Genomic DNA, 22,300 nt, shown 5'->3' on the forward strand with positions numbered 1-22,300 from the left:
TGCAACTTTATCTCGAACCTAACCCCCAACCCCTTCCCTACTAGCGTTAGGGAGTAAGAATCAAAGCCTCGGTGTACACACAAGTCGAATTACCCCCCTTAATCCCCCCTTATAAAGGGGGGAAACAGGAAATCTAGTTCCCTCCCCTTGTAAAGGGGAGGGTTAGGGTGGGGTAAAACCCTGGTTAATCAGCTACTTCAGACTTGCATATACACCGTAGCCCTGTGGGGGAGAGGAATGGAAGTGGGGTTTCAAAAATAAGTTACACATCAAATCCAATTTACGCAGGTATTCACGAGGATTTATGACACAAACAGCCCAGCTTAGTCCATCATCTGTCTTTGTCGTGAGCGGCGGTGCAAAAGGGATTACGGCTGAGTGTACTATCAGATTAGCCCAACAGCAACCCTGTAAATTTATCCTCCTCGGTCGCTCCGAACTATTAGAAAGCGAACCAGATTTTGCTCAAAATTCCGATGAATCCGCATTGAAAAAATGCATCATGGAAAATCTTCTTTCTCAAGGAGAGAAGCCCACACCCATGAATGTGCAAAAAATATATAACAAAATTACCTCCAGCCGCGAAATTAAAAAGACTCTAGCAGCAATTGAAAAAACCGGAGCTAAAGCAGAATATATCAGCGTCGATGTCACAGATACGCCAGCTTTACAAGAAAAACTTGCTACTGCTGTACAACATCTTGGCCCAATTACCGGAATCATCCACGGCGCGGGAAACTTAGCTGATAAGTTAATTGAAAAGAAAACAGAAGAGGATTTTGAAAAAGTTTATACTGCTAAAGTTCAAGGTTTAGAAAACCTGTTAGCTTGCGTTAACCCTAATCAACTTCAGCATTTAGTTTTGTTTTCTTCAGTAACAGGCTTTTACGGAAATCCTGGACAATCTGATTATGCGATCGCAAATGAAATTCTGAACAAATCAGCCCATATATTTAAGCAAAGTTATCCCTCATGTCATGTTGTCGCAATCAACTGGGGCGCTTGGGATAGTGGGATGGTGACAGCAGAATTAAAGAAGATTTTTCAAGAGCGAAAAATCGAAATAATTCCCATTGCAGTTGGGGCACAAATGCTTGTGAAAGAAATGGATAATACCAATCATGCAACCTCACAAGTTGTTATTGGTAGTCCACTAGTTCCAATGGCTACAGAGCTAGATTCAGAACTACGAACCTATCGTATTCGTCGCCAAATGACATTGGAGGCTAATCCATTTTTGCACGATCATACGATTGCTGGTTCTCCTGTTTTACCAGCAACTTGTGCAATGACTTGGATTATCAATGCTTCTGAACAATTGTATCCCGGTTATCGGTTGTTTAATTACCAAGATTTTAAGGTTTTAAAGGGGATTACTTTCAATGAAATATTGGCAAAGGAACATATTTTAGAAATAGAAGAAATTTCTAAAGTTAATCTCGAACGAATCGAACTTAAAGCCAAAATTTCGAGTAAAAACCCTGAAGGCAGAATCCATTTTCATTTTAGCGCTCAACTCAATCTCCAGCGAGAAATCCCAAATGTACCCACTTATGAATCTCTCAATCTCGAAGAAGATAATATCATCACCGCTACAGGAAAAGATTTTTACCAAAATGGTGGGGCTACATTATTTCATGGCCCGGCTTTTCAAGAAATCAAAAGAGTTTTAAACATCAGCCCTGAAAAAATTACTACAGAATGTCTCTGGCCAGAACTCACCCCACAGCAACAAGGACAATTCCCTGTCCAATGGGTTAATCCTTACACCACTGACTTGAGTATGCACGCCTTATGGGTTTGGACACAACACTTTCATGAAGAAGGTTGTTTACCTGGAAAAGTAGAAAAATTTGAACAATTTGCGATGATACCACATAACGAGACTTTTTACGTTTCTTGTGAAGTACTATCTAAGACACCAAGTAGTGCGATCGCAAACTTCATCATACACGACCGCCAAGGTAAAATCTATTCACGAATGCTCGGCGCTCATGCCATTATTTGGTCCATGAAAATGCTCAGAAGCTAGTAATTGGTCAAGTTGAAAGTTTGTAGCGAGGACTTTAATTGTTATTTTACAAGTATAGCTTTACGTAAATTCGTGCAGAATTGAGGGTTTAAATTTAAACGCAAAGGTTCGCAAAGGGAAACGCAAAGGAGCGCAGAGAGTTCGCAAGAAATCTTGTACTAAGCAATAAAGTCTTTACTACGAACTATCAAAGCTAGCTTAATCTTAGGATTGCTATAACTTGCCACTTCAAAGTTTGGGGAACAGCGTAAATCCTGCCTTTTAATTATCTCTTGCTAAATACCCAAACTCGGAGCATATAAATCGTGGAACAAATAGCCATCATCGCATTATCATGCCTATTCCCCGATGCAAAGAATCCTGAAGAATACTGGCAAAACATCGTTAATCAAAAAGATTCGACATCCTCTGCAACCGTCGAAGAAATCGGAGTAGATCCGACAATATTTCACAATCCAGTTAAAGGTACACCAGACAAAACTTATTCACTCAAAGGCGGTTACATCCGCAACTTCCAGTTTAACCCCTCCGAGTACAATCTACCATCAGAATTTGTTACTGGTTTAGATAACACCTTCAAATGGTCATTGTATGCCGCTAAACAAGCAATTGTAAACAGTGGTTATTGGGGTAATCAAACTGTCCTGGCAAAATGTGGCGTAATTTTAGGTAATTTGTCATTCCCGACAAAATTATCTAATCAATTATTCTCTCCAATTTACCAGCAAGCTATTAATCCTGCTGTCAGAGAACTTTTGCAGGATGAAGACTTTAATTTAGCTGTCCCAAGTGCAACTAAAGCATCTTTATACAATGCGATGATATCTGGTTTACCAGCATCTATCGTAGCTCAAGCTCTATCGCTATCCCAGATTAATTTATGTCTGGATGCTGCTTGTTCCTCATCATTTTATGCGATTAAACTAGCATCTCATTACTTATGGTCACACAAAGCTGATGTTATGTTAGCTGGAGCCATCAGTTGTGCAGATTCGCTATTTGTGCGGATGTTATTTTCCGGTGTTCAAGGGTATGCAGAAAATGGCATTAGCCGCCCCTTAGATAAGTCCTCTAGAGGGTTAATTCCCGCCGATGGTGTTGGGATGGTGATGCTGAAGAGATATTCTGATGCCGTTAGAGATGGTGATAATATTCTCGCCACTATCTGTGGTAATGGACTATCGAATGATGGTAAGGGTAAGCACTTACTCAGCCCTAATCCTAAAGGACAAACCTTAGCTTTTGAACGAGCCTACAATGAGGCAAATTTTAGTCCAAAAAGCATCGATTATCTAGAGTGTCACGCTACCGGCACATTACTAGGAGATACAACCGAATTCAACTCCATCGAAACATTCTTTGGCCAACATCAAGCTGCGCCTCTAGTAGGTTCTGCTAAGGCAAATACTGGTCACTTGTTAACTGCTGCCGGCATGGTTGGCTTGACTAAAGTGATTTTGAGTATGTCTCATGGTGTAATTCCAGCAACCATGAATGTTTCGGAACCTTTAACTTCAGAAAAAGGTACAATTTCCGCCGACAAAATTGTTAGAACAGCTACAGCATGGCCTAATAATAACGCACCAATTAAACGAGCGGCTATCAGTGCTTTTGGTTTTGGCGGCACTAATTCTCATCTGATTTTAGAACAAGGAACTACAGCAGAATTAGTTGAATCAACTCCGCCTGTTCCACCTACCAAAGTTGCCATTGTTGGCATGGATGCCTTTTTTGGTAACTGCAATGGCTTAGATGCTTTTGAACGCAGTATTTATGATGGAACACAGCATTTTACTTCTCTACCGCCTCAAAGATGGCATGGTATAGAAAATCAAGAAAGTGTTCTGAAAGAGTACGGTTTAACAGATGGTAAAGCACCAGTAGGGGCATATATCAGGGATTTTGAAATCGATACTTTATCGTGCAAAATCCCACCGAATGAAATCGAGAAGTTAAATCCACAACAATTGTTGCTTCTGAAAGTTAGCGATCGCGCCGTGAAAGATGCGAAACTACAGGAAGGTGGCAATGTCGCAGTGATAGTTGCCGCCGAGACAGAATTCTCTGTGCATCAGCTACAGCAAAGATGGAATTTATCTTGGCAAGTTAAGGATGGCTTACTCAACCAAGGAATTTCTTTACCTGCTGAACACCTTTCCCAACTGGAAACCATTGTCAAAGATAGCATTCACCAACCAGTAGAAATCGGCGAATATGTGAGTCACATCGCCAACATCATGGCGAGTCGGATTTCGGCTTTGTGGAATTTCACTGGCCCTGCATTCACCGTCAGCGCTGGCGAAAATTCTGTCCTCAAAGCCTTGGAAGTTGCCCAAATGTTACTCGCTACGGGAGAAGTTGATGCAGTCGTTGTTGGTGCGGTGGATTTAGCAGGCGGTGTAGAAAACGTCTTATTCCGCAGCCAATTTGCACCAATTAATACGGGTGTCAACACGTTGGGTTATGACCAGCAAGCTAATGGCTGGACGGTTGGTGAAGGCGCTGGTGCTGTCGTCCTCAAGCGCTACGAAGCTGCTAAGGAAGACAACGAACGCATCTATGCAGTAATTGATGCCATGAGTTTCGCACAAGGTAATTCTACTTTGAGTGATGCTTTAGTAAAACCTGATGCTTCAGCTATCAGTAATGTCTGCAAACAAGCTTTCGAGATGGCAGAGATTCAACCCACAGAGGTTAACTATGTGGAAGTCTTCGGTAGTGGCATTCCCCAGGAGGATGAAGCCGAAATCACAGGTTTACTCCAAGCTTATCCGAAAGTGGGCAATGGTTTGCATTGTGCATTAGGTAGCGTCAAAGCAAATATCGGTCACACCTATACAGCATCGGGAATTGCTAGCTTAATCAAAACCGCCCTCTGTCTTTATTACAGGTATATTCCCGCCACACCAAAATGGTCTGGTGTCAAAACACCGCAAGTATGGGAAGGTAGCCCTTTCTATGTGGCGATGGAATCAAGACCTTGGTTTGTCGATAAAGGCGGTACACGCAGAATAGCAGCAATTAATAGCATGGGTATAGATGGCAGTTACGCCCATTTAATCTTGTCGGAGGAACCCAGCCAAGAGGAGCGCGACAACAGATATTTGCAACAAATGCCTTTTCATCTGTTTCCCATCGCAGTTAGCGATCGCTCCACTATACCCGATATCCTAAACCATCTCCAAAAATCCATCGAAGCCAGTTCTTCTTTATCAGCTACCGCTAGCCAAACATTTGCTACCTTTCAACAGCAATCTAATGCAAAATACGTCTTATCAATTGCAGGACGTAACACAAAAGAACTACTTAAAGAAATTGAATCTGCCCGCAAAGGTGTAAATAATGCCTTTGAGAATGGTACAGATTGGCAAACACCAATAGGAAGTTATTTCACAGCGAAACCATTGGGTAAAACTGGAGCAGTTGCTTATGTTTACCCCGCAGCAGTCAATTCTTATATCGGCATTGGTCGCACCGTATTTCGGTTATTTCCGAAAGTCTTCGAGGACTTAAAAAGTAACAATCTCTACAATCGGGCTGCCGATGTTGAAAAGCTGGTTTATCCCAGAAGCTTACCTAAATTGACAACCAGGCAATTAGAAACTCTCGAAAAGCAATTGTTAGATGATTCACTGGCAATGTTTGAAAGTGAAATTGCCTTTGCTAGATACATGACGGCAATTTTCCGAGATGATTTTCAAGTCAAGCCGCAATGCGTTTTTGGGTATAGCTTGGGTGAAACTAGTATGATGGTTGCCCAAGGAGTTTGGAGTGATTTTGAAGGCGGAAGTAATACCTTAAACTCATCACCTTTATTTGGCGATAAGTTATCTGGGCCGAAAAATGCTGTGCGTGAATATTGGGGATTAACAGATTCACCAAATAATAATTTTTGGAATACCTATGTTCTCATGGCTACTCCATCTCAAGTTAGAGAATGCCTGAAACATGAAAATCATGTCTACTTAACTCAAATCAACACACCAGAAGAAGTATTAATTGCTGGTGAAGATGCTGCCTGTAAGCGAGTGATTGCGACTTTAGATTGCAATTCTTTCCCTGCTCCCTTCGACCATGTGATACATTGTGAAGCAATGCGATCGCAGTTTGAGGAAATCAAGAAGGTAAACAGCTTACCATCACAAAATCTTCCTGGGATTGTGTTTTATTCTGCCGCCGATTATCAACCAGTTGCACTTGAAAGAGATGCGATCGCTCACAATATCGCCAAAGGATTGTGCCAAGAACTTGATTTTCCGCAATTAGTTAATCGTGTCTACGGCGATGGGGTCAAAATATTTTTAGAAGCAGGTGCTGGTAGTGTTTGTTCACGATGGATTGATAAAATTCTTGGCAGCAAAGAACATATCACAGTCTCTCTAAATCGTAGAGGGATGGATGACCATGCTTCGATGGTTAAAGCATTAGCAAAACTACTCAGTCATCAGGTGAACGTAGATTTATCACCACTGTATAGCAAAGCCCAAGAAAGCGCTAATTCAAGTAAAGCAACATTAAGAACAGTTACCTTGGGTGGGAAAGCGATCGCTGCTACAATTTTGAGCGACGAAAATCGCAAACTGGTTGAAGATTTTGCTGGGGATCTTAGGAGCGAACGCTTCAAAATACAGCATCCAGATATACCTAATGTTCAACAATCTGAAATCACAGATTTTCTTAACACTTCCAACCACATAACTCAACAAGAAAGTCATTCCCCTAACATCTTGCCTCAGCCAGAAGAAGTAAAACCGAAAAATATCATTGATAACGTTTTTGAAACGAGAGAACAATTACAATCTTCTGAGTCAAGCGCAATTAAACAGCCAATTTCTCTTTCTTCCCCGCCAGTCATAACTCGAAAAATTAGCAGCATCATCAGCATGTTCGATTTAAATAAGACCCAGTATCAAAAGCTCAATGCTAATAATTCAAAGATAACTAAAGCACATACTGCTTTTTTACAAGCTAGACAAGACTACAGTCAGCAAATGAGCGAAATCATTCAATTGCAACTAGCTTGCGCCCAAAATTTGCTTAATGACGAATCTTGACATAAGTCCACATACTTCAACCATCAATAAACTTGGGTAAGGGGAAAGGTGAACTGATAAAAGGAAAATATTTCTTCCCCATTTCTTATTCCCCACTCCCCACTCCCCTTATTTAATAATTGTAATCTGAGGGATAACTGCCGTGACAACCGTAGATACGGTACTAAGTAAACACGATAATGGCCTTAATTTCTCTTCCTGGTCTTATAACAAAAACCAGGTTTGGAAAGGTTCTTTAGAAACTGTATCTTTCGAGAAACAAACCATCAAAGATAAATTGATGGTGTTAAATAAACCCTGCTACATCGTGAAAGTTGCCGGAAAAATCGGTGTCACAAATGAGGGGTATTTATGCCCTGGTGATAATGGCACAACAGCACAAGTAGAACTGCTAACATTTGCAGCCCCAATCCGCATTCAACAATTTGGAGATCCGAATTTTCTCTCCTCTTATGGAGTAAAATATGCCTACGTTACCGGCGCAATGGCTGGCGGAATTGCTTCTGAAGAAATGGTCATTGCACTCGGAAAAGAGCAAATTTTGAGTTCCTTTGGTGCAGGTGGTTTAACTCCAGAACGTTTGGAAGCAGCCATCAATCGCATTCAACAAGCCTTACCTCAAGGGCCTTACGCATTTAATTTAATTCATAGCCCCAACGAACCTGCGATTGAACGCCGGGCTGTGGATTTATACCTCAAATATCAAGTAAGAACAGTAGAAGCCTCTGCATTTCTCGACTTAACCCCCAACATTGTTTATTACCGTCTTGCTGGATTGGGATTAAATAACGCCAATCAAATTGAAATCAAAAATAAAATCATTGCCAAAATTTCTCGCCGAGAAGTTGCGACTAAATTTCTGCAACCAGCACCGGCCAGAATAATCAAAGAACTTCTGGAACAAGGGTTAATTACTGACTTACAAGCAACTCTTGCAGCCAAAGTTCCAATGGCTGATGATATTACCGTCGAGGCTGATTCTGGAGGTCATACAGATAACCGTCCCCTGGTTTGTGTGTTACCTTCTATTATTGCCTTGCGGGATGAAATTCAAGCACAATATCATTACCAAACACCCATTAGAATCGGCGTTGCAGGGGGAATTGGGACACCACAATCAGCATTAGCAGCCTTTATGATGGGTGCTGCTTATATAATGACCGGTTCCATTAATCAATCATGCGTTGAATCTGGGGCTTGTGAACATACCAAAAAGTTATTAGCCCAAGCAGAAATGGCTGATATGATAATGGCTCCAGCAGCAGATATGTTTGAAATGGGAGTCAAATTGCAAGTTCTCAAACGGGGTACAATGTTCCCCATGCGAGCGCAGAAATTATTTGAACTCTATCGTGCTTATGATTCCATTGAAGAGATTCCTTTGGCAGAAAGAGAGAAATTAGAAAAACAAGTTTTTCGCAAAACTATTGCTGAAGTATGGGAAGGAACTGCGGCTTATCTGTCCCAAAAGAATCCTGAGAAACTTGGGAAAGCAGTTAATAATCCTAAACTGAAAATGGCGTTGATTTTTCGCTGGTATTTAGGATTATCTTCTCGTTGGTCTAGTTCTGGTGAAAAAGGTAGAGAAGTCGATTATCAAATTTGGTGTGGCCCGGCAATGGGCGGTTTCAATGACTGGGTACGCGGTTCTTATTTGTCTGAACCAAATAATCGTGGTGTAGTTGATGTTGCTAATCAAATTATGACTGGTGCAGCCTTTTTGTATCGTGTCCAAAATTTGAAAATTCAAGGACTGCAAGCTTCCAATTATTACAGTCAATATCACCCTGTTCGTTCTACATCATTGTTGGAGCTTTAAAAATGACTATAAAACAGTCTTTCACAGCAGACGATATTCAAATATTTTTGGTATCTAACTTAGCTAAGTTGCTAGGAGTCGCAACTGATGAAATAGATGTCAAAGAACATTTAGAAAACTATGGGTTGGATTCAGCCCAAGCAATGATTCTAGTAAGTAACTTAGAAAAGTTGCTCGGATTTCAACCATCTCCGTTGCTATTGTGGCATTACCCAAATATTGAAGCTCTTTCACAGCGTTTAGCTGAAGAAGTACAAGAAGGTTCGCCTGTTCAAGATACAAAAGTAGTAGCCTCTAATGCCAATGCTGCACCCTCTGTTCTAGATTTAGGTGCAGAGGCTGTTCTTGACCCCACCATCCATCCCGGTGCTGCATCTAATGTGCTGGTGGGTGAACCCAAGAACATCTTTTTAACTGGAGGAACAGGCTTCTTAGGAGCCTTTATCATCCGGGAATTGCTACAAGAAACTAATGCGGATATCTATTGTTTAGTGCGTGCGGCTAATGCCGAAGAAGGCAAAAGCAAACTCCAAAAGAATCTGGAACAGTATGCAATTTGGCAAGAAGAATTTAAGTCCAGAATTATTCCGATTGTCGGCGATTTATCTCTGCCATTGTTAGGTGTTGGCTCTGAACAGTTTCAACTTTTAGCTACCAATATTGATACTATTTATCATAGTGGTGCTTTGTTGAATTATGTTTTTCCATACTCAGCACTGAAAGCAGCCAATGTTTTAGGAACTCAAGAAGTTTTGAGATTGGCTTGTCAAATTAAAGTCAAGCCTGTACATTACGTTTCTAGTGTGGCTGTTTTTGAATCCACGGCTTATGCTGGCAAGGTTGTTAAAGAACAGGATGAATTCAATCATTGGGAAGGTATTTATCTCGGTTACTCTCAAACAAAATGGGTAGCCGAAAAGTTAGTCAAAATTGCTCGTGACCGTGGGCTTCCTGTAACTATTCACAGACCGCCACTGATTTCAGGTGATAGCAAAACAGGCATTTGTAACACACATGACTTTATCAATTTGATGACCAAGGGCTGTCTACAAATGGGATATTTCCCTGATGTAGATTATATGTTGGATATGTCACCTGTGGACTATGTAAGTAAAGCGATCGTTTATCTGTCACGGCAAAAAGAATCTATAGGTAAGGCTTTCAATTTACAACATCCCCAACCTGCTGCTTTGAAAATGCTAGTTGAGTGGATACGCTCTTTTGGTTATTCAGTTGAAATGATTCCCTATGAAAAATGGCAATCTGAGTTAATCAATAATGTGACTTCTGCGGACAATCCTTTGTACACTCTGCGGCCATTTTTGTTGGAACGTTGGTCTGATGAACAACTGACTATTCCTGATTTGTATTTACAAGCTAGAAGACCTCATATTAGCTGCCAAGATACTCTTCATGCACTAGCAGGTAGTTCTATTGCTTGCCCTCCAATTGACTCTCAATTGTTTATGACTTATACTGCCTACTTGATTCAAAGCGGCTTCTTGAATCTCGCTTAGTAATTCATAAATTGCGTAGGATGTGTCAAGGCTAAATTGTTGCAAAAAAAATTGTAGTAGCGCGGCAAGCTGAATTTATTGGGTTGAATTATTCTGTTAATGATTAGAGTTTGGTTTTGTGAGTTTTTTAAACCCAATATTTTAAGCATGTCACGCTAGTAGGTTGGATTGAGGAAGGAAACCCAACATTTTCAGAGATTGGTTGAGTTTAACAAAGTGAAATTACAAATCATCAAAACCTACGCAGTATTGTACTGTCATCTACATTTAACGCACTATTTTAGCCTTGACACGCCACTACAAAATAATTTTCTTTAGTCCATGTTTTTTAAAACTCAGTACTACTGAATAACCAATATTTCAGATGCCAGCAATAACTTATACACTAACAGCGGCAATATAATTGCCCTGTTTTTTTATGCTCAATCATGTAAATTTTTAGTATTCACCTCTTGACAGAAGCAATCGAGGATAGAATGGTTAGTGTCTGGCATAAAAGTTTAATTTTACCCGCTTGCTTTTGTGAGTAATCAAAAGTGACAGCTAGCAGTCTTAAATAACCGAGCTTCTTTAATGCCTAGCTTTTTCGATGCATAAGTCCTAAATTTACGTTTGGACTGCTACATCTATCTAATGAACCACACAAGCATTTGAAAGGGTAATAACTCAAGATATTTCTCGTTGGGTCAGATATTACGCGTACTTAATTGTAGAACGAGAACCACTGTAAATGCAACGCAGCTTCATCAAGTTGAATTCACTAACATTCTTACATGAACACAAAACATCAAGGTCAGAGCAAGAAAACTGCTCTTATTACTGGAGCAGCTGGTGGAATTGGCTACGAATTAGCATGTATTTTTGCTGCTCATGATTACAATTTGGTCTTAGTAGACAGAAATGGGCCAAAGCTAGTAGAAATTGCAGTTAAGTTCCAAGAAAAATTTGGGATTTTTGTCAAAACTATTGTTAAGGATTTATCTATATCAACTGCTCCTGAAGAAATTTTCACGGAGTTGCAACTTGCCGATATTAATGTTGATGTGCTGGTAAATAATGCCGGATTTGGTATTTATGGATTATTTCACGAAACAGACCTAGCTACTGAATTGGAAATGCTACAGGTAAATTTGGTGTGTCTCACCCATTTAACTAAGCTATTCGTGAAGCACATGGTCAAGCAAGGTGAAGGTAAGATATTAAACGTCGCTTCGGCTGCTGCTTTTCAACCTGGGCCTTTGATGGCAGTTTATTTTGCTACTAAAGCTTATATCTTATCTTTTTCAGAAGCGATCGCTAATGAATTAGAAGGTACAGGTGTCACTGTGACAGTTCTTTGCCCAGGCTCAACAGAATCTGGCTTTCATGAAAGAACGGGGATGGCAGACTCTAAATTGCTTAAGGGTAAGAAGATGATGGATGCACGAACAGTAGCAGAAATTGGTTTTCACGCTTTAATGAAGGGCAAAACCATTGTTATTCCTGGTTTTATGAATAAACTACTTGCAAAAAGCGTCAGATTTGTACCTAGAAAGGTGGTGACAAGAATTGTGAGAAATATGCAGGAAGATAAATAGGGGGCATGGGGCATTGGGCATTGGGAATTGGAGAATAATTAATGACTAATCACTAGTATTAATATTGCCAGCATTTTAAATTCCAGCCAAAATTCGCCACAGCAACAGCAGCAACATAATTGTTAGCAGGTACTAGTTCAAAAAGACTCCAATCTTCGGATATCTGTAACTTGGCTGGTTCTGTGGGAGTGAGCGATACTTCAATTTGCTCTAGCTGAGATAGTCCGTCTCCAGTTGCTTTTAAATAAGCTTCCTTACAAGTCCAGTAACGGAAAAATACTTCTTGCTGTTGGTTGGGAGATAGCGATCGCAACATCTCATATTCTCTCGGTAAAAAGAACCGTTTGGCAAGACTTTCCAAATCAGACATCGGGCGAATATATTCTAGGTCTACACCAATTGGGCGAGTACAATTCACTGCACATAAACCCAACCCTTGGGAATGAGACAAGTTAAACGCCAGTCCACTATCGGCAAATTTATCTGCTAGTACTGGTTTGCCACGCTGTTGATAATTAAACTCCACTTGTAACGGTTGGATACCCAAGTAGCGCCCTAATATAGTTCGGAGAATACCACGACCTGCGATGAAACGCTGCCGATGTTCCTGAAAATAGAACCGTTCAGCACGAGCTGTTTCGTCACTGGAAAGAGTTGCTGCTAAATTTTGCAGTTGTGTTTCTGGTTGGTCAAGGTCTATGCGCCAGATATGAATCTCATCTGGTAGCAAAGTTAAATTTGTCGGTGCAGGTAGCCAAATATGATTAGAAGCGGTCATTGAGTCAAAAAGTCAAGAGAGTTGTACTTTAATAGTTTGTTTAATTACAAAGATTATTATAGGAGAATCTGGTTTGACGGTTTAGTGTTACTATACTATGCGCCAGACCAACGCCGAACCACAGCTTTGGAAAACAAAAAGGATTTTGTAAGCTTTACAATAATTGCCTTTATTGAATAAGCAGTTCCACTGCATCAAATTAAAGCAATGCTTTCTAATTTGATGGATGGCATTTCAAATATTAATTTAATTACCTAGCAAAGTAGCTGCACCTGTTTGTCCTAAAATGAATCTGCTAGAAGAGTTGTTAATTGTTAAGTCGGACTGTAAACATAATTACAGATAGCTGTGAGCGCTTTTCCTGACTAACATGCTGATTTATTACTCTATATATACATGCCATTTTTATTACTTTAGATGTACGAACTTTAACTCCAGGTTAAATCCCCTGAAAGAGAATACATTAAAACCCTTGACAGAGAATAGGAAATTTTCTTTTGGCTATAACATTAGCTATACAGTTTTAGTCCAAGGAATTACGAGGAATGTCTGCAAGTGTTTTGCCAATACCTAAGCATTGTAAAGGTCAGATAGTAAGTTTTATGGGTGGGGAAGGCATCATCAAAAACTACCGATTTGAGTCAGGTAGCTGGGAATATTTGGTCAAGATGCCTATGGGCCCAGAGCCAGAAATGGGTCGGGTTGGTTATGAAACAATGATTTGGCTACCTGAAGTAGATATTTCTTCACTGGTAAATCATTTTTCTGGCAAAATGTTAAATTTGCAACAAAAAAACCTTACCAAAGCTTGTTAAAAACCTATTAGAGCTAATTTTCTGTAGAACATAGTGAGGATGAATGATTATTAATTTAGAATACCTTGTCTTCTTTGTGCTACTACTGACAGCGCTTCTATTAGCCATTAAGGAAATGAGCATTGCTTTGGATGAAGTAGATGTTGAGCGTTTTACTCTCTGGACAGGTGTTGCTTCTGTCATTGCTGGTTTACCAATAATATTGTGGTAGTTTCTCAGCCAATGCCATCCTCTATATTGCAATAGTTTATTTAGGACAAGTAGCAAAAACAAGCTACTCTATTCACTTTTTTGGATTTCCAAACAATACGACTCCATCCGTCGAGTAGCCTAGCAACTTGAATATTTTCTCGTCAATTACCCTATTCGCTTTTCCTCCAACCATTGTAAAACCCGATTCCATGCCCACCAAAGATCGGGGTCTTGTACTTGACGCTGGCACTCTTTGCTACTGAGATAGCCAACATGACCGCCATACTGAGTAAGTAACAAATCTATTGCGGGATTGCGATCGCACGCTTCTTCTAATTCCGGTATGATAGCTGGGTCAAAAAGTGGATCGTCCGCAGCATATAGAATCAAAGTCGGTTTCGAGATTTGCGGCAATATTTGCAAAGCACTACTAGCTTGGTAATATGCTTCCACAGAAGGAAAACCAAGTCGCTTAATTACCAATTCATTATCAAAACCCCAAATGCTATTTGCTCGTTCAATCGCTTCTGGGTCAAGGCTTCCAGGATGAGCATCATGAATCCGCCACGCCAATTTTTTTAAATTTTGGGCAATCCCTGCTTCTAAATATCTACCAAAGGGCTTTGTAACTAGATAAGATAGCGATCGCTGTGAATCTAAACTCGGACAAATCACCATACCACCGCCAATATCGCTATCTTCTAATCCTAAATCTTCATCCTCCTTAATCACCTCACCAGCCACCTTCACCGCCCATAACGCCAATTGCCCTCCTAAAGAATACCCTGTAAACCAAAATTTCCCCGGACATCCCATTGCCTTTGCAGCAGCAGCGATGCGAACAAAATCTTCCCCCTCATACAAACCATCAGAAGTTAGAGTCGGGGACAATTCGGCTGTTTTTCCGTGGCCCCGCCAATCAAATAACACTACAGCGTATCCTTGGGCATAAGCTTTACGCCCTAGCACCCTCAAAAACCATTCTGTCTCTAACTCTCCGGTAATGCCATAAGTACCGATAATCGTGCTATGAGCATTTTCCGGGATGGCAACCAAGCCAAAAATTGGCACACCTTGGCCACCAATAAAGATTTTTTCGTGATAAGACGGTTCTTGTAAGAAAACAGTACTTTCCCAGTTACGTTTTCCCCACAAAGCGGTGTATACAGTCATCATCACACCGTTTTGTAAAAACCAAGACGGATTGTAGGGGGGAGTATAACACATCATAGACTATAAGATTTCGTGTAATTGAGTCTTGATTTCACAGTCATTTAATCTTAATATTTATGTAAGATTTAAAAACTTTTTTAGAATCGATTCAAAAATCTTTGTATCTATCAAAGGTTGTTAATTATCCTTAATAAGTAGTAATAATTTTTTAAGAATGCCGAGGATTCTTGTCATAGACGATGACCCAGCGATTTCAGAACTAGTTGCCGTCAACTTGGAAATGGCTGGCTACGATGTTAGTCAAGCTGAAGACGGCATCAAAGGTCAAGCGCTGGCTCTCCAGCTACAACCAGACTTGATCATGCTCGATTTAATGTTGCCCAGGGTAGATGGGTTTACCGTTTGTCAACGCCTGCGCCGCGACGATCGCACCTCTGAGATTCCCGTGTTAATGCTGACAGCTTTGAGCCAAACTCAGGACAAGGTGGAAGGCTTCAATGCTGGCGCAGATGACTACCTCACCAAGCCTTTTGAAGTTGAAGAACTGCTGGCGCGGGTGCGGGCACTTTTGCGGCGGACTGACCGGATTCCTCAAGCCGCAAAGCATAGTGAAATTCTCAACTATGGCTCATTAACCCTCGTTCCCGAAAGATTTGAGGCAATATGGTTCAATGAGACGGTGAAATTGACTCACTTGGAATTTGAGCTACTTCACTGCTTACTGCAACGCCACGGTCAAACAGTTTCTCCCAGCGAAATCCTCAGAGAAGTTTGGGGCTACGATCCTGATGATGACATAGAAACGATTCGAGTGCATATTCGCCACTTGAGAACCAAGCTAGAACCAGACCCTCGCCACCCCCGCTATATTAAGACAGTGTATGGTGCTGGATACTGTCTGGAATTACCCGCTATACCTCCATCCAATGAAGGGGCTTCAGTAACAGTCGTTGAATGAAACACGCTAAATTCCCTTATCTAAGCTATCACTTAGGCAAGAACTCTCTGTAACTCTTATTCCTTACCGCTTAGTTAAGGTTATTGGTGGGATTTAGTAGTATGTAGAGATGTTGCAATACAACGTCTCTACAAGCATATCCGTAAGAAGTTAAGACAAAGTACCTTTTGTCAATAAGTTAAAATACTCAATAATAAGCTCTGTAAAATTAGCCGTCATTGAATTTCTTAAATTGTAGTGCGATCGCGCTGTTTCATTACAGCGCGGTCTTGTTTCTTACTTATTCCCGCACAATAAACCAAACCGAACTAACCCGCGTTCATAACCGCGACGCATCAACCCCAGCGATAACGCCCCTTGAATGGTAGTCCAACCGGCATTGAGTAAGCCCCAAAGTGCTTGGGGAGTGAACGCCGAATCTATGACTACATTCCAAAAGGGGGCGACGGCGGTTGACCAATCGGCCGTGCGAATATTGTTTAATGGAAGTTGACGTGCGATCGCTTCATACTCTGGTAAAGAAATTACATAAGGCAAACAATACACCCGATAAATATCCTGCAAATGCTTTTCTTCATCTGCCGTCAGTGGTAACTTATCAGTCGGTCGATGACACCAAGTCACCATAATTAACTTGCCGCCAGGTTTCAATACCCGATAACACTCCTGGAGAAACTTAGTTTTATCCGGCATGTGTTCGCCGCTTTCCAGCGACCAAACCAAATCAAAAGAATTATCAGCAAAGGGCATTTCTTGAGCATTGGCGACCTGAAACTGAGTTTTCAGACTCAAATTCGCTTCCATTGCGCGTTCCGTTGCTCTGGCAGCTTGCACAGGACTCAAAGTAATTCCTGTAGCCCTAGCATTAAACTTTTCTGCCAAGTATAAAGAACTACCACCAATACCACAGCCGACATCGAGAATATTTTCTGCTGATTGTACCCCCGCCCAATTAAGCAGTTCCTCGATTAAATCAATTTGAGCTTGACGGCGGTCTTTTTTCTGGCTGCCATCGACACCATAGTAGCCGTGGTGCATGTGTTCGCCCCAAATCTGTTCCCACAGACCAGAGGAAGCATCGTAGAACTGCTGAATTTGCTGGTAAAGTGTTGCACTCATGAAAAAAGTAGTATTGAGACGAATTAGAATTCAAAAAAAACATACAGGTAGGCTACCATGTATGTTTTTAATTAAATAAGGGTATTTTTACTCCGGGGAAGGTAAACCGAGATTTATCCTCCCGGAAAAAATTTCTCAGTTTTACCTTAATAAACTTTTCTTCGTCAAATTTATACCAATTATTCCAAACAACATACATATACAAGAAATGAAAACCTAGATTTACTCTAACTTTCTTAATTACGAATTACGAACTTGTACTGAGCTTGTCCTGAGCCTAGCCGAAGTATTACGAACTACGAATTAATTATGACCGTTTCTCGCACAGTTTGCCTGGGATTTTTGACTGTCATCGCTATAGGAACAATCTTGTTAATGATGCCTTTCTCAACTAGCGATGGTACATGGAACAACCCTATTGTGGCGCTGTTCACCTCAACATCTGCGGTTTGTGTTACTGGCTTATCAGTGGTCGATCCTGGTACTTATTTTTCTTTTTGGGGTCAGCTGTTTATGACACTGTTGGTTCAGATTGGCGGTTTGGGCTATATGACAAGCACTACCTTTCTGATTCTGCTAATTGGACGCAAGTTTGACCTGCGACAAAAGGTAGCTATTCAACAAGCTTTAGACCGACCAGGAATGAGCGGGAGTGCCCAAGTCATCCGTTCAATTATTGCTACAACTTTAATTTTTGAAATTACAGGAATATTCTTACTTATACCAGCTTTCGTTCCAAAATATGGTTGGGATCGAGGACTTTGGTTGGCAAGTTTTCATAGTATCAATGCTTGGAATAATGCTGGTTTTAGTTTGTTTAAAGATAACTTAATTGGCTATCAATCATCCTTTTTAGTAGTCTTTACCATTAGCATGTTGATTATATTTGGGGGAATTGGCTATCAAGTAATTTTGGAAATGTATCTTTGGTTGCGCGATCGCATTCACAAAAAAACTCAAAACCAAGTCTTCACCCTAGATTTCAAAGTTGCAATCAGTACAACTCTGATATTATTATTAGTGGGGATAATAGCCTTTTTCTGTATAGAAATCAGAAACCCTGAAACATTTGGTTATCTAAATTTACGTGACCAGATATTAGTAGCTTGGTTTCAATCAGTTACTCCCAGAACTGCTGGTTTTAATACCATCGATATTGGCAAAATGACTACTGCTGGTCTATTTATTACAATTGCGCTGATGTTTATTGGTGCAAGTCCAGGTGGCACAGGAGGAGGCATGAAAACAACAACCTTGAGAGTTTTGACCAGTTGTACCAAAGCGATTCTTCAGGGTAAAGAAGAAGTTTTGTTGTACGATCGCAAGATAGCAATAACTTTAATTTTGAAAGCTGTAGGTGTGTTAGTAGGATCGGTAGCAACCGTAATTTTCGCCACGATTTTAATTAGCCTCACAGATCCAACATTAGATTTTATTCAAATTTTGTTTGAAGTAGTATCAGCCTTCGCTACTGTGGGACTTTCTACAGGCATTACAGCAAGTGTCTCTACAGGAGCAAAGCTCATCTTAATTGTCACTATGTACGTTGGAAGAGTCGGTGTTTTACTGCTGATGTCTGCCGTACTAGGAGATCCCCGCCCTACCAGAATTCACTATCCTGAAGAAAATTTACTCGTGGGATAGTTAGGGAGAGAGAGTAGGAGAAACAGGGGGAAAATAACAAATAACAAATGACAAATAACAAATGACTAAACTGATAAAATATACATTGTAAGGTAAAAATAAAATTTTTAATTCAAGCGGCATAACCGTTTTTTGCCCTAAATACAGGGAGCCATCATAAGGATAAAAAGGGTGAATCTGTCATCATTAAGTTTTTTTCGCAGTTTACGTAAAGACAACCACCAATTTGCTGTAATTGGGTTAGGTCGTTTTGGTCGCTCTGTCTGTTCCACACTGCACAATTTTGGTTATCAAGTGCTGGCAACAGATATTGATGAAAAACGAGTTTCAGAAGCATTAACTGAGGGAATAGTTGGTCATGCTTTGCAACTAGACTCTACAGAACCAGCTGCACTCAAAGAAGCTGGAATTTTTGAATTTGATACTGTAATTGTCGCAATTGGTAACTACGTTCAAGAAAGTATCATAACCACTCTCAATGTGAAAGAGGCTGGCGTACCTCATGTAGTTGCTAAAGCTTCTAGTGAAGTTCATCGTAAACTGTTGCGGCGAGTAGGCGCAGATCATGTTGTTTTTCCTGAGTATGAAGCGGGTTGTGCCCTAGCGCGTACTCTTACTAAACCAGCAATTCTAGATCGGTTTGACCTCGACCCCGATAACAGTATTGTAGAGTTGATTGTGCCTGATGAATTTCACGGCAAAACCATCACTGAACTGCAACTTCGTAACCGCTACGGTTTAAATTTGCTAGCAGTAAGCCAGGATGGGAAATTTCAAATTAATCCTGACGCTACCAAGCGTTTAGAGCGTGGTTCAGCAATGGTTGTTATTGGTTGCAATAAAGATATTAATCGTTTGCCGATTTAAAAAAGTTAGGAGTTAGGAATTAAAAGTTAGGAGTTATGCCGTGTGCAACTTTTACTCAAAATTAACTTCGAGTAGAGAATAGACTTATTGGATGAATCAAAAGCCCTCACCCTAAATCCCTCTCCCAAGTTTGGGAGAAGGGGTTGGGGGATGAGGGCAAATTGCCTTAACTCTGAGTTTTTTATTGTCCGGGACTTGTTGAAGTGGATTGTGGTTCGACTGAGACAGGTACATCGCCAGGGTTTGCGGGCGTTTCTGGTTGATTTGCCGTTTGTGGCTCAGATGTTTGTACTGTAGAATCTGAACTCTGAGAAGGAGTAGCTGTTTGACTGGCTTGAGGTTGCTGTTGCCCATTTTTCTGAGCAATTTGCTGCATTAGCTGCTCAATTTTTTGGGCTTGTTCAATGTTACCTTGCTCGCGATATTCATTGTGAGCGCGTTTCAAGACTCCACTGGCTTTTTTGAATTCGCCCTGATTATATAAAGTTACTCCCAAGTTATAGTAAGCTGAGGCACTTTTTGGATTTAGGCGAATCGCTTGCCGATAAACAGAAATAGCCTCAGAAGCTTGACCATGCATTGCTAGCAAATTTGCCATGTTGCTGTAGGCTACGGCATTTTTAGGATCTAGCTTCAAAGCTTGGCGATAATTGGCGATCGCAGGCTCGATTTGACCTTGTTGTTGCAAGGCGATCGCTAAGTTAAGATAAGCATTGGCATTGCTGCTATCTAGATTAATTGCTTTTTGGTATGCAGCGATCGCTTCCTCTGACTTTCCTTGTTCGTACAGCAACAAACCCAGATTATACAGCCCTGCCACCCTTGTGGAATCGATCGCCAAGCTCTGGCGATAAGCGGTAATTGCTGCATCTTTTTCTCCTTGTCGGTGCAACACTAACCCTAAGTTGTAATAAGCTTCGCTAGAATTGGGATTAACTTTTATCGCCTCTGTAAATTCATGTAAAGCTTCATCCAGGCGATTTTGCTCTATCAATATATTACCCAGATAATTCCGTGCTGCCCCAAGGTTAGGATCTCGCTGTAATGCTTGACGAAAGGCATATTCTGCACCTTGTAAGTCTTGGCGGTTATAGCGCGTAACTCCTTGCTGGAAAAAGCTAGCTGCTTCGAGATCCTGAGAAATTGCAGTTTCTGCCAGCAGCTTGCTAACTGGGAAATTAGTAATTGTCGGTGCAGCCAAGAGCAAAAATGCAGAACAGCCACCGAGTGTTACCTGACAAAATAAATTTAACCAATGAGAAAATAGGTATTTTTCAGACATTAATAGCAGACCTGTACTTATTTTTAACCCCTTATAAGTCAGAGTACCCACCACGAAAGAAAAAATTCCCAATTTCCAACTTTTAACTTCTAACTCTTGTACAGACGCGATTAATCGCGTCTCTTTCTTGTACAGACGCGATTAATCGCGTCTCTTCCCACTCCCCGCTCCCACAGCTGACGGCAAAATTAGCATGGCATCACCGAATGAATAAAAGCGATATCCAAAAGCGATCGCTTCGTTGTATATATTCAATAATCGTTGTCTGCCAATTAGGGCACTTACCAACATCAACAAACTAGAACGCGGTAAGTGAAAATTCGTAATCAAACCGTCTACCACCCGCCATTGGTAGCCGGGATAAATAAACAAGTCTGTTTTTCCGCAAAATGGTTGTAAATTACCAGATTGAGCCGCCCCTTCTAAAGCCCGTACTGCCGTTGTTCCCACAGCAATAATTCGACCGCCAGCAGCTTTAGTGGCGCGGATTTGCTCTACTGTAGCCGCAGGAACTTCAATCCATTCTTCATGCATCTGATGGGTAGTTACGTCCTCTACTTCCACAGGGCGAAATGTGCCGACACCAACGTGTAGCGTCACAAAAGCTCGATCGATTTGGCGATCGCCCAACTTTTGTAATAATTCTGGGGTAAAGTGTAATCCTGCCGTCGGAGCTGCGATCGCTCCTGGTTGTTTAGCATAAACTGTCTGATACTGCTCATCAGCTGCTTCTGAGGTAGTGATATATGGTGGTAACGGTACTTCACCAAATACCTCTAACAGTTCCACCAAAGTCTTACCCTCTGGTACATCAAATTGCAACAAACGCCCCCCAGTAGCTGCATCTGTTTCTAGAACCGTAGCCGTGAGTTGGTGACACTTCGACAAGCTCAGTGCATCGCTGGGTACTAAAGAAGAATCTTTACAATCCTTAATTCCTAATTGCCTTCCTGTAAAAACAATCTTCGCTCCCCGTTTGAAGCTTTTTCCTGGCTTAACTAAAGCTAACCAACAGTTATGCTGCCGTTCTTCCAACAGCAACACCTGGATTTTCGCACCAGTGGATTTATGACCATAAAGCCGCGCTGGAATGACTCTTGTATTGTTCATAACCAACAAATCACCAGAGCGCAGCAGTGCAGGCAAATCATGGAAAATATGGTGTAGAGGTGCTGTTTCGATGCCTGTAGTCGGAGAATCAACTACCAGTAACCGCGAACTATCTCTAGGAACTGCTGGGTTTTGGGCAATGAGTTCTGGAGGTAGTTCGTAGTCATAGCCAGCTACCGAGCAATCTAATTCAAAATTTTTTTCTTGTGGGCTAGATGTATCTTTCAAATTGACTTGTACTAGTTTTTGGTTTATTTAGTATTTATACTCTCTTAAAAAGGCTGAGTTAAGTTTTACCTTATATTGGAACTTTAAGGCATCTTCGCTCAGTTTTGCCGCTAGGCTATAAGATTGTTACTATTA

Annotated in this window: 15 protein-coding genes; 10 read left to right on the plus strand and 5 right to left on the minus strand. The window is 41.0% G+C overall.

What is annotated here, in order from left to right; all coding sequences use genetic code 11:
* Positions 1–304: 304 nt before the first annotated feature.
* The 5 genes from RMZ42_RS05235 to RMZ42_RS05255 all read left to right on the plus strand — a co-directional run bounded on the left by RMZ42_RS05235 (position 305) and on the right by RMZ42_RS05255 (position 11,999).
* Positions 305–2,032 (plus strand): SDR family NAD(P)-dependent oxidoreductase, encoded by a 1,728-nt coding sequence (locus RMZ42_RS05235; RefSeq protein ID WP_322670402.1) that lies wholly within the window; start codon positions 305–307, stop codon positions 2,030–2,032.
* A gap of 305 nt (positions 2,033–2,337) precedes the next feature.
* Entirely contained in the window at positions 2,338–7,086 is a 4,749-nt protein-coding gene (locus RMZ42_RS05240) for a PfaB family protein (RefSeq protein ID WP_322670403.1), read from the plus strand.
* Between the two features lie 142 nt (positions 7,087–7,228).
* Positions 7,229–8,905 (plus strand): PfaD family polyunsaturated fatty acid/polyketide biosynthesis protein, encoded by a 1,677-nt coding sequence (locus RMZ42_RS05245; protein ID WP_322670404.1) that lies wholly within the window; start codon positions 7,229–7,231, stop codon positions 8,903–8,905.
* Between the two features lie 2 nt (positions 8,906–8,907).
* The gene (locus tag RMZ42_RS05250; RefSeq protein WP_322670405.1) at positions 8,908–10,422 is read left to right on the plus strand and encodes a thioester reductase domain-containing protein; all 1,515 of its coding nucleotides are present in this window, start codon (positions 8,908–8,910) and stop codon (positions 10,420–10,422) included.
* Positions 10,423–11,195: 773 nt separating this feature from the next.
* On the plus strand, positions 11,196–11,999 hold the full coding sequence (locus RMZ42_RS05255; RefSeq protein ID WP_322670406.1) for an SDR family oxidoreductase: 804 nt from the start codon (positions 11,196–11,198) through the stop codon (positions 11,997–11,999).
* 58 nt (positions 12,000–12,057) lie between these two features.
* Here RMZ42_RS05255 and hetI read toward each other — a convergent pair whose 3' ends face one another.
* On the minus strand, positions 12,058–12,777 hold the full coding sequence (gene hetI / locus RMZ42_RS05260) for a 4'-phosphopantetheinyl transferase HetI (protein ID WP_322670407.1): 720 nt from the start codon (positions 12,775–12,777) through the stop codon (positions 12,058–12,060).
* A 545-nt stretch (positions 12,778–13,322) separates the two neighbouring features.
* On the opposite strand from hetI, the gene RMZ42_RS05265 reads away from it, so the two are divergent.
* Together RMZ42_RS05265 and RMZ42_RS05270 are read left to right on the plus strand one after the other, a co-directional pair.
* A complete protein-coding gene (locus RMZ42_RS05265) occupies positions 13,323–13,592 on the plus strand; it encodes a hypothetical protein (RefSeq protein ID WP_322670408.1) in 270 nt (89 codons plus the stop codon).
* Positions 13,593–13,635: 43 nt separating this feature from the next.
* Positions 13,636–13,803 carry a hypothetical protein gene (locus RMZ42_RS05270; protein ID WP_322670409.1) on the plus strand — a complete coding sequence of 56 codons (168 nt, stop codon included), beginning with the start codon at positions 13,636–13,638 and terminating at the stop codon, positions 13,801–13,803.
* Between the two features lie 146 nt (positions 13,804–13,949).
* Here the strand turns inward: RMZ42_RS05270 and RMZ42_RS05275 are convergent, their stop codons facing one another.
* Positions 13,950–15,014, minus strand: a complete 1,065-nt coding sequence (locus RMZ42_RS05275) for a YheT family hydrolase (protein ID WP_322670410.1) — start codon at positions 15,012–15,014, stop codon at positions 13,950–13,952.
* A gap of 157 nt (positions 15,015–15,171) precedes the next feature.
* On the opposite strand from RMZ42_RS05275, the gene RMZ42_RS05280 reads away from it, so the two are divergent.
* Positions 15,172–15,915, plus strand: coding sequence for a response regulator transcription factor (locus RMZ42_RS05280; RefSeq protein WP_322670411.1), 744 nt, complete (start codon positions 15,172–15,174; stop codon positions 15,913–15,915).
* A gap of 276 nt (positions 15,916–16,191) precedes the next feature.
* Here RMZ42_RS05280 and RMZ42_RS05285 read toward each other — a convergent pair whose 3' ends face one another.
* Positions 16,192–17,034: a methyltransferase domain-containing protein gene (locus RMZ42_RS05285; RefSeq protein WP_322670412.1), complete on the minus strand. Its 843-nt coding sequence runs from the start codon at positions 17,032–17,034 to the stop codon at positions 16,192–16,194.
* Positions 17,035–17,343: 309 nt separating this feature from the next.
* Here RMZ42_RS05285 and RMZ42_RS05290 point away from each other — a divergent pair, with 309 nt between their 5' ends.
* On the plus strand, positions 17,344–18,678 hold the full coding sequence (locus RMZ42_RS05290) for a TrkH family potassium uptake protein (RefSeq protein ID WP_322670413.1): 1,335 nt from the start codon (positions 17,344–17,346) through the stop codon (positions 18,676–18,678).
* Positions 18,679–18,849: 171 nt separating this feature from the next.
* Positions 18,850–19,545 carry a potassium channel family protein gene (locus RMZ42_RS05295; protein WP_289797626.1) on the plus strand — a complete coding sequence of 232 codons (696 nt, stop codon included), beginning with the start codon at positions 18,850–18,852 and terminating at the stop codon, positions 19,543–19,545.
* A 181-nt stretch (positions 19,546–19,726) separates the two neighbouring features.
* Here RMZ42_RS05295 and RMZ42_RS05300 read toward each other — a convergent pair whose 3' ends face one another.
* Both RMZ42_RS05300 and queA read right to left on the minus strand, forming a co-directional pair.
* The gene (locus RMZ42_RS05300) at positions 19,727–20,827 is read right to left on the minus strand and encodes a tetratricopeptide repeat protein (protein ID WP_322670414.1); all 1,101 of its coding nucleotides are present in this window, start codon (positions 20,825–20,827) and stop codon (positions 19,727–19,729) included.
* A 141-nt stretch (positions 20,828–20,968) separates the two neighbouring features.
* Positions 20,969–22,165, minus strand: coding sequence for a tRNA preQ1(34) S-adenosylmethionine ribosyltransferase-isomerase QueA (queA, locus tag RMZ42_RS05305; RefSeq protein ID WP_416211790.1), 1,197 nt, complete (start codon positions 22,163–22,165; stop codon positions 20,969–20,971).
* Between the last annotated feature and the right edge of the window lie 135 nt (positions 22,166–22,300).

Source organism: Nostoc sp. DedQUE05, from assembly GCF_034530955.1.
In the GTDB taxonomy this organism is placed as follows: Bacteria; Cyanobacteriota; Cyanobacteriia; order Cyanobacteriales; family Nostocaceae; genus Nostoc.

What these genes read in the sequence shown, in the direction of transcription:
- RMZ42_RS05235 (WP_322670402.1), top strand. Translation starts at nt 305, where the DNA reads ATGACACAAACAGCCCAGCTTAGTCCATCATCTGTCTTTGTCGTGAGC.
- RMZ42_RS05250 (WP_322670405.1), top strand. Translation starts at nt 8,908, where the DNA reads ATGACTATAAAACAGTCTTTCACAGCAGACGATATTCAAATATTTTTG.
- RMZ42_RS05255 (WP_322670406.1), top strand. Translation starts at nt 11,196, where the DNA reads ATGAACACAAAACATCAAGGTCAGAGCAAGAAAACTGCTCTTATTACT.
- hetI (WP_322670407.1), bottom strand. Translation starts at nt 12,777, where the DNA reads ATGACCGCTTCTAATCATATTTGGCTACCTGCACCGACAAATTTAACT.
- RMZ42_RS05265 (WP_322670408.1), top strand. Translation starts at nt 13,323, where the DNA reads ATGTCTGCAAGTGTTTTGCCAATACCTAAGCATTGTAAAGGTCAGATA.
- RMZ42_RS05270 (WP_322670409.1), top strand. Translation starts at nt 13,636, where the DNA reads ATGATTATTAATTTAGAATACCTTGTCTTCTTTGTGCTACTACTGACA.
- RMZ42_RS05275 (WP_322670410.1), bottom strand. Translation starts at nt 15,014, where the DNA reads ATGATGTGTTATACTCCCCCCTACAATCCGTCTTGGTTTTTACAAAAC.
- RMZ42_RS05280 (WP_322670411.1), top strand. Translation starts at nt 15,172, where the DNA reads ATGCCGAGGATTCTTGTCATAGACGATGACCCAGCGATTTCAGAACTA.
- RMZ42_RS05285 (WP_322670412.1), bottom strand. Translation starts at nt 17,034, where the DNA reads ATGAGTGCAACACTTTACCAGCAAATTCAGCAGTTCTACGATGCTTCC.
- RMZ42_RS05290 (WP_322670413.1), top strand. Translation starts at nt 17,344, where the DNA reads ATGACCGTTTCTCGCACAGTTTGCCTGGGATTTTTGACTGTCATCGCT.
- RMZ42_RS05300 (WP_322670414.1), bottom strand. Translation starts at nt 20,827, where the DNA reads ATGTCTGAAAAATACCTATTTTCTCATTGGTTAAATTTATTTTGTCAG.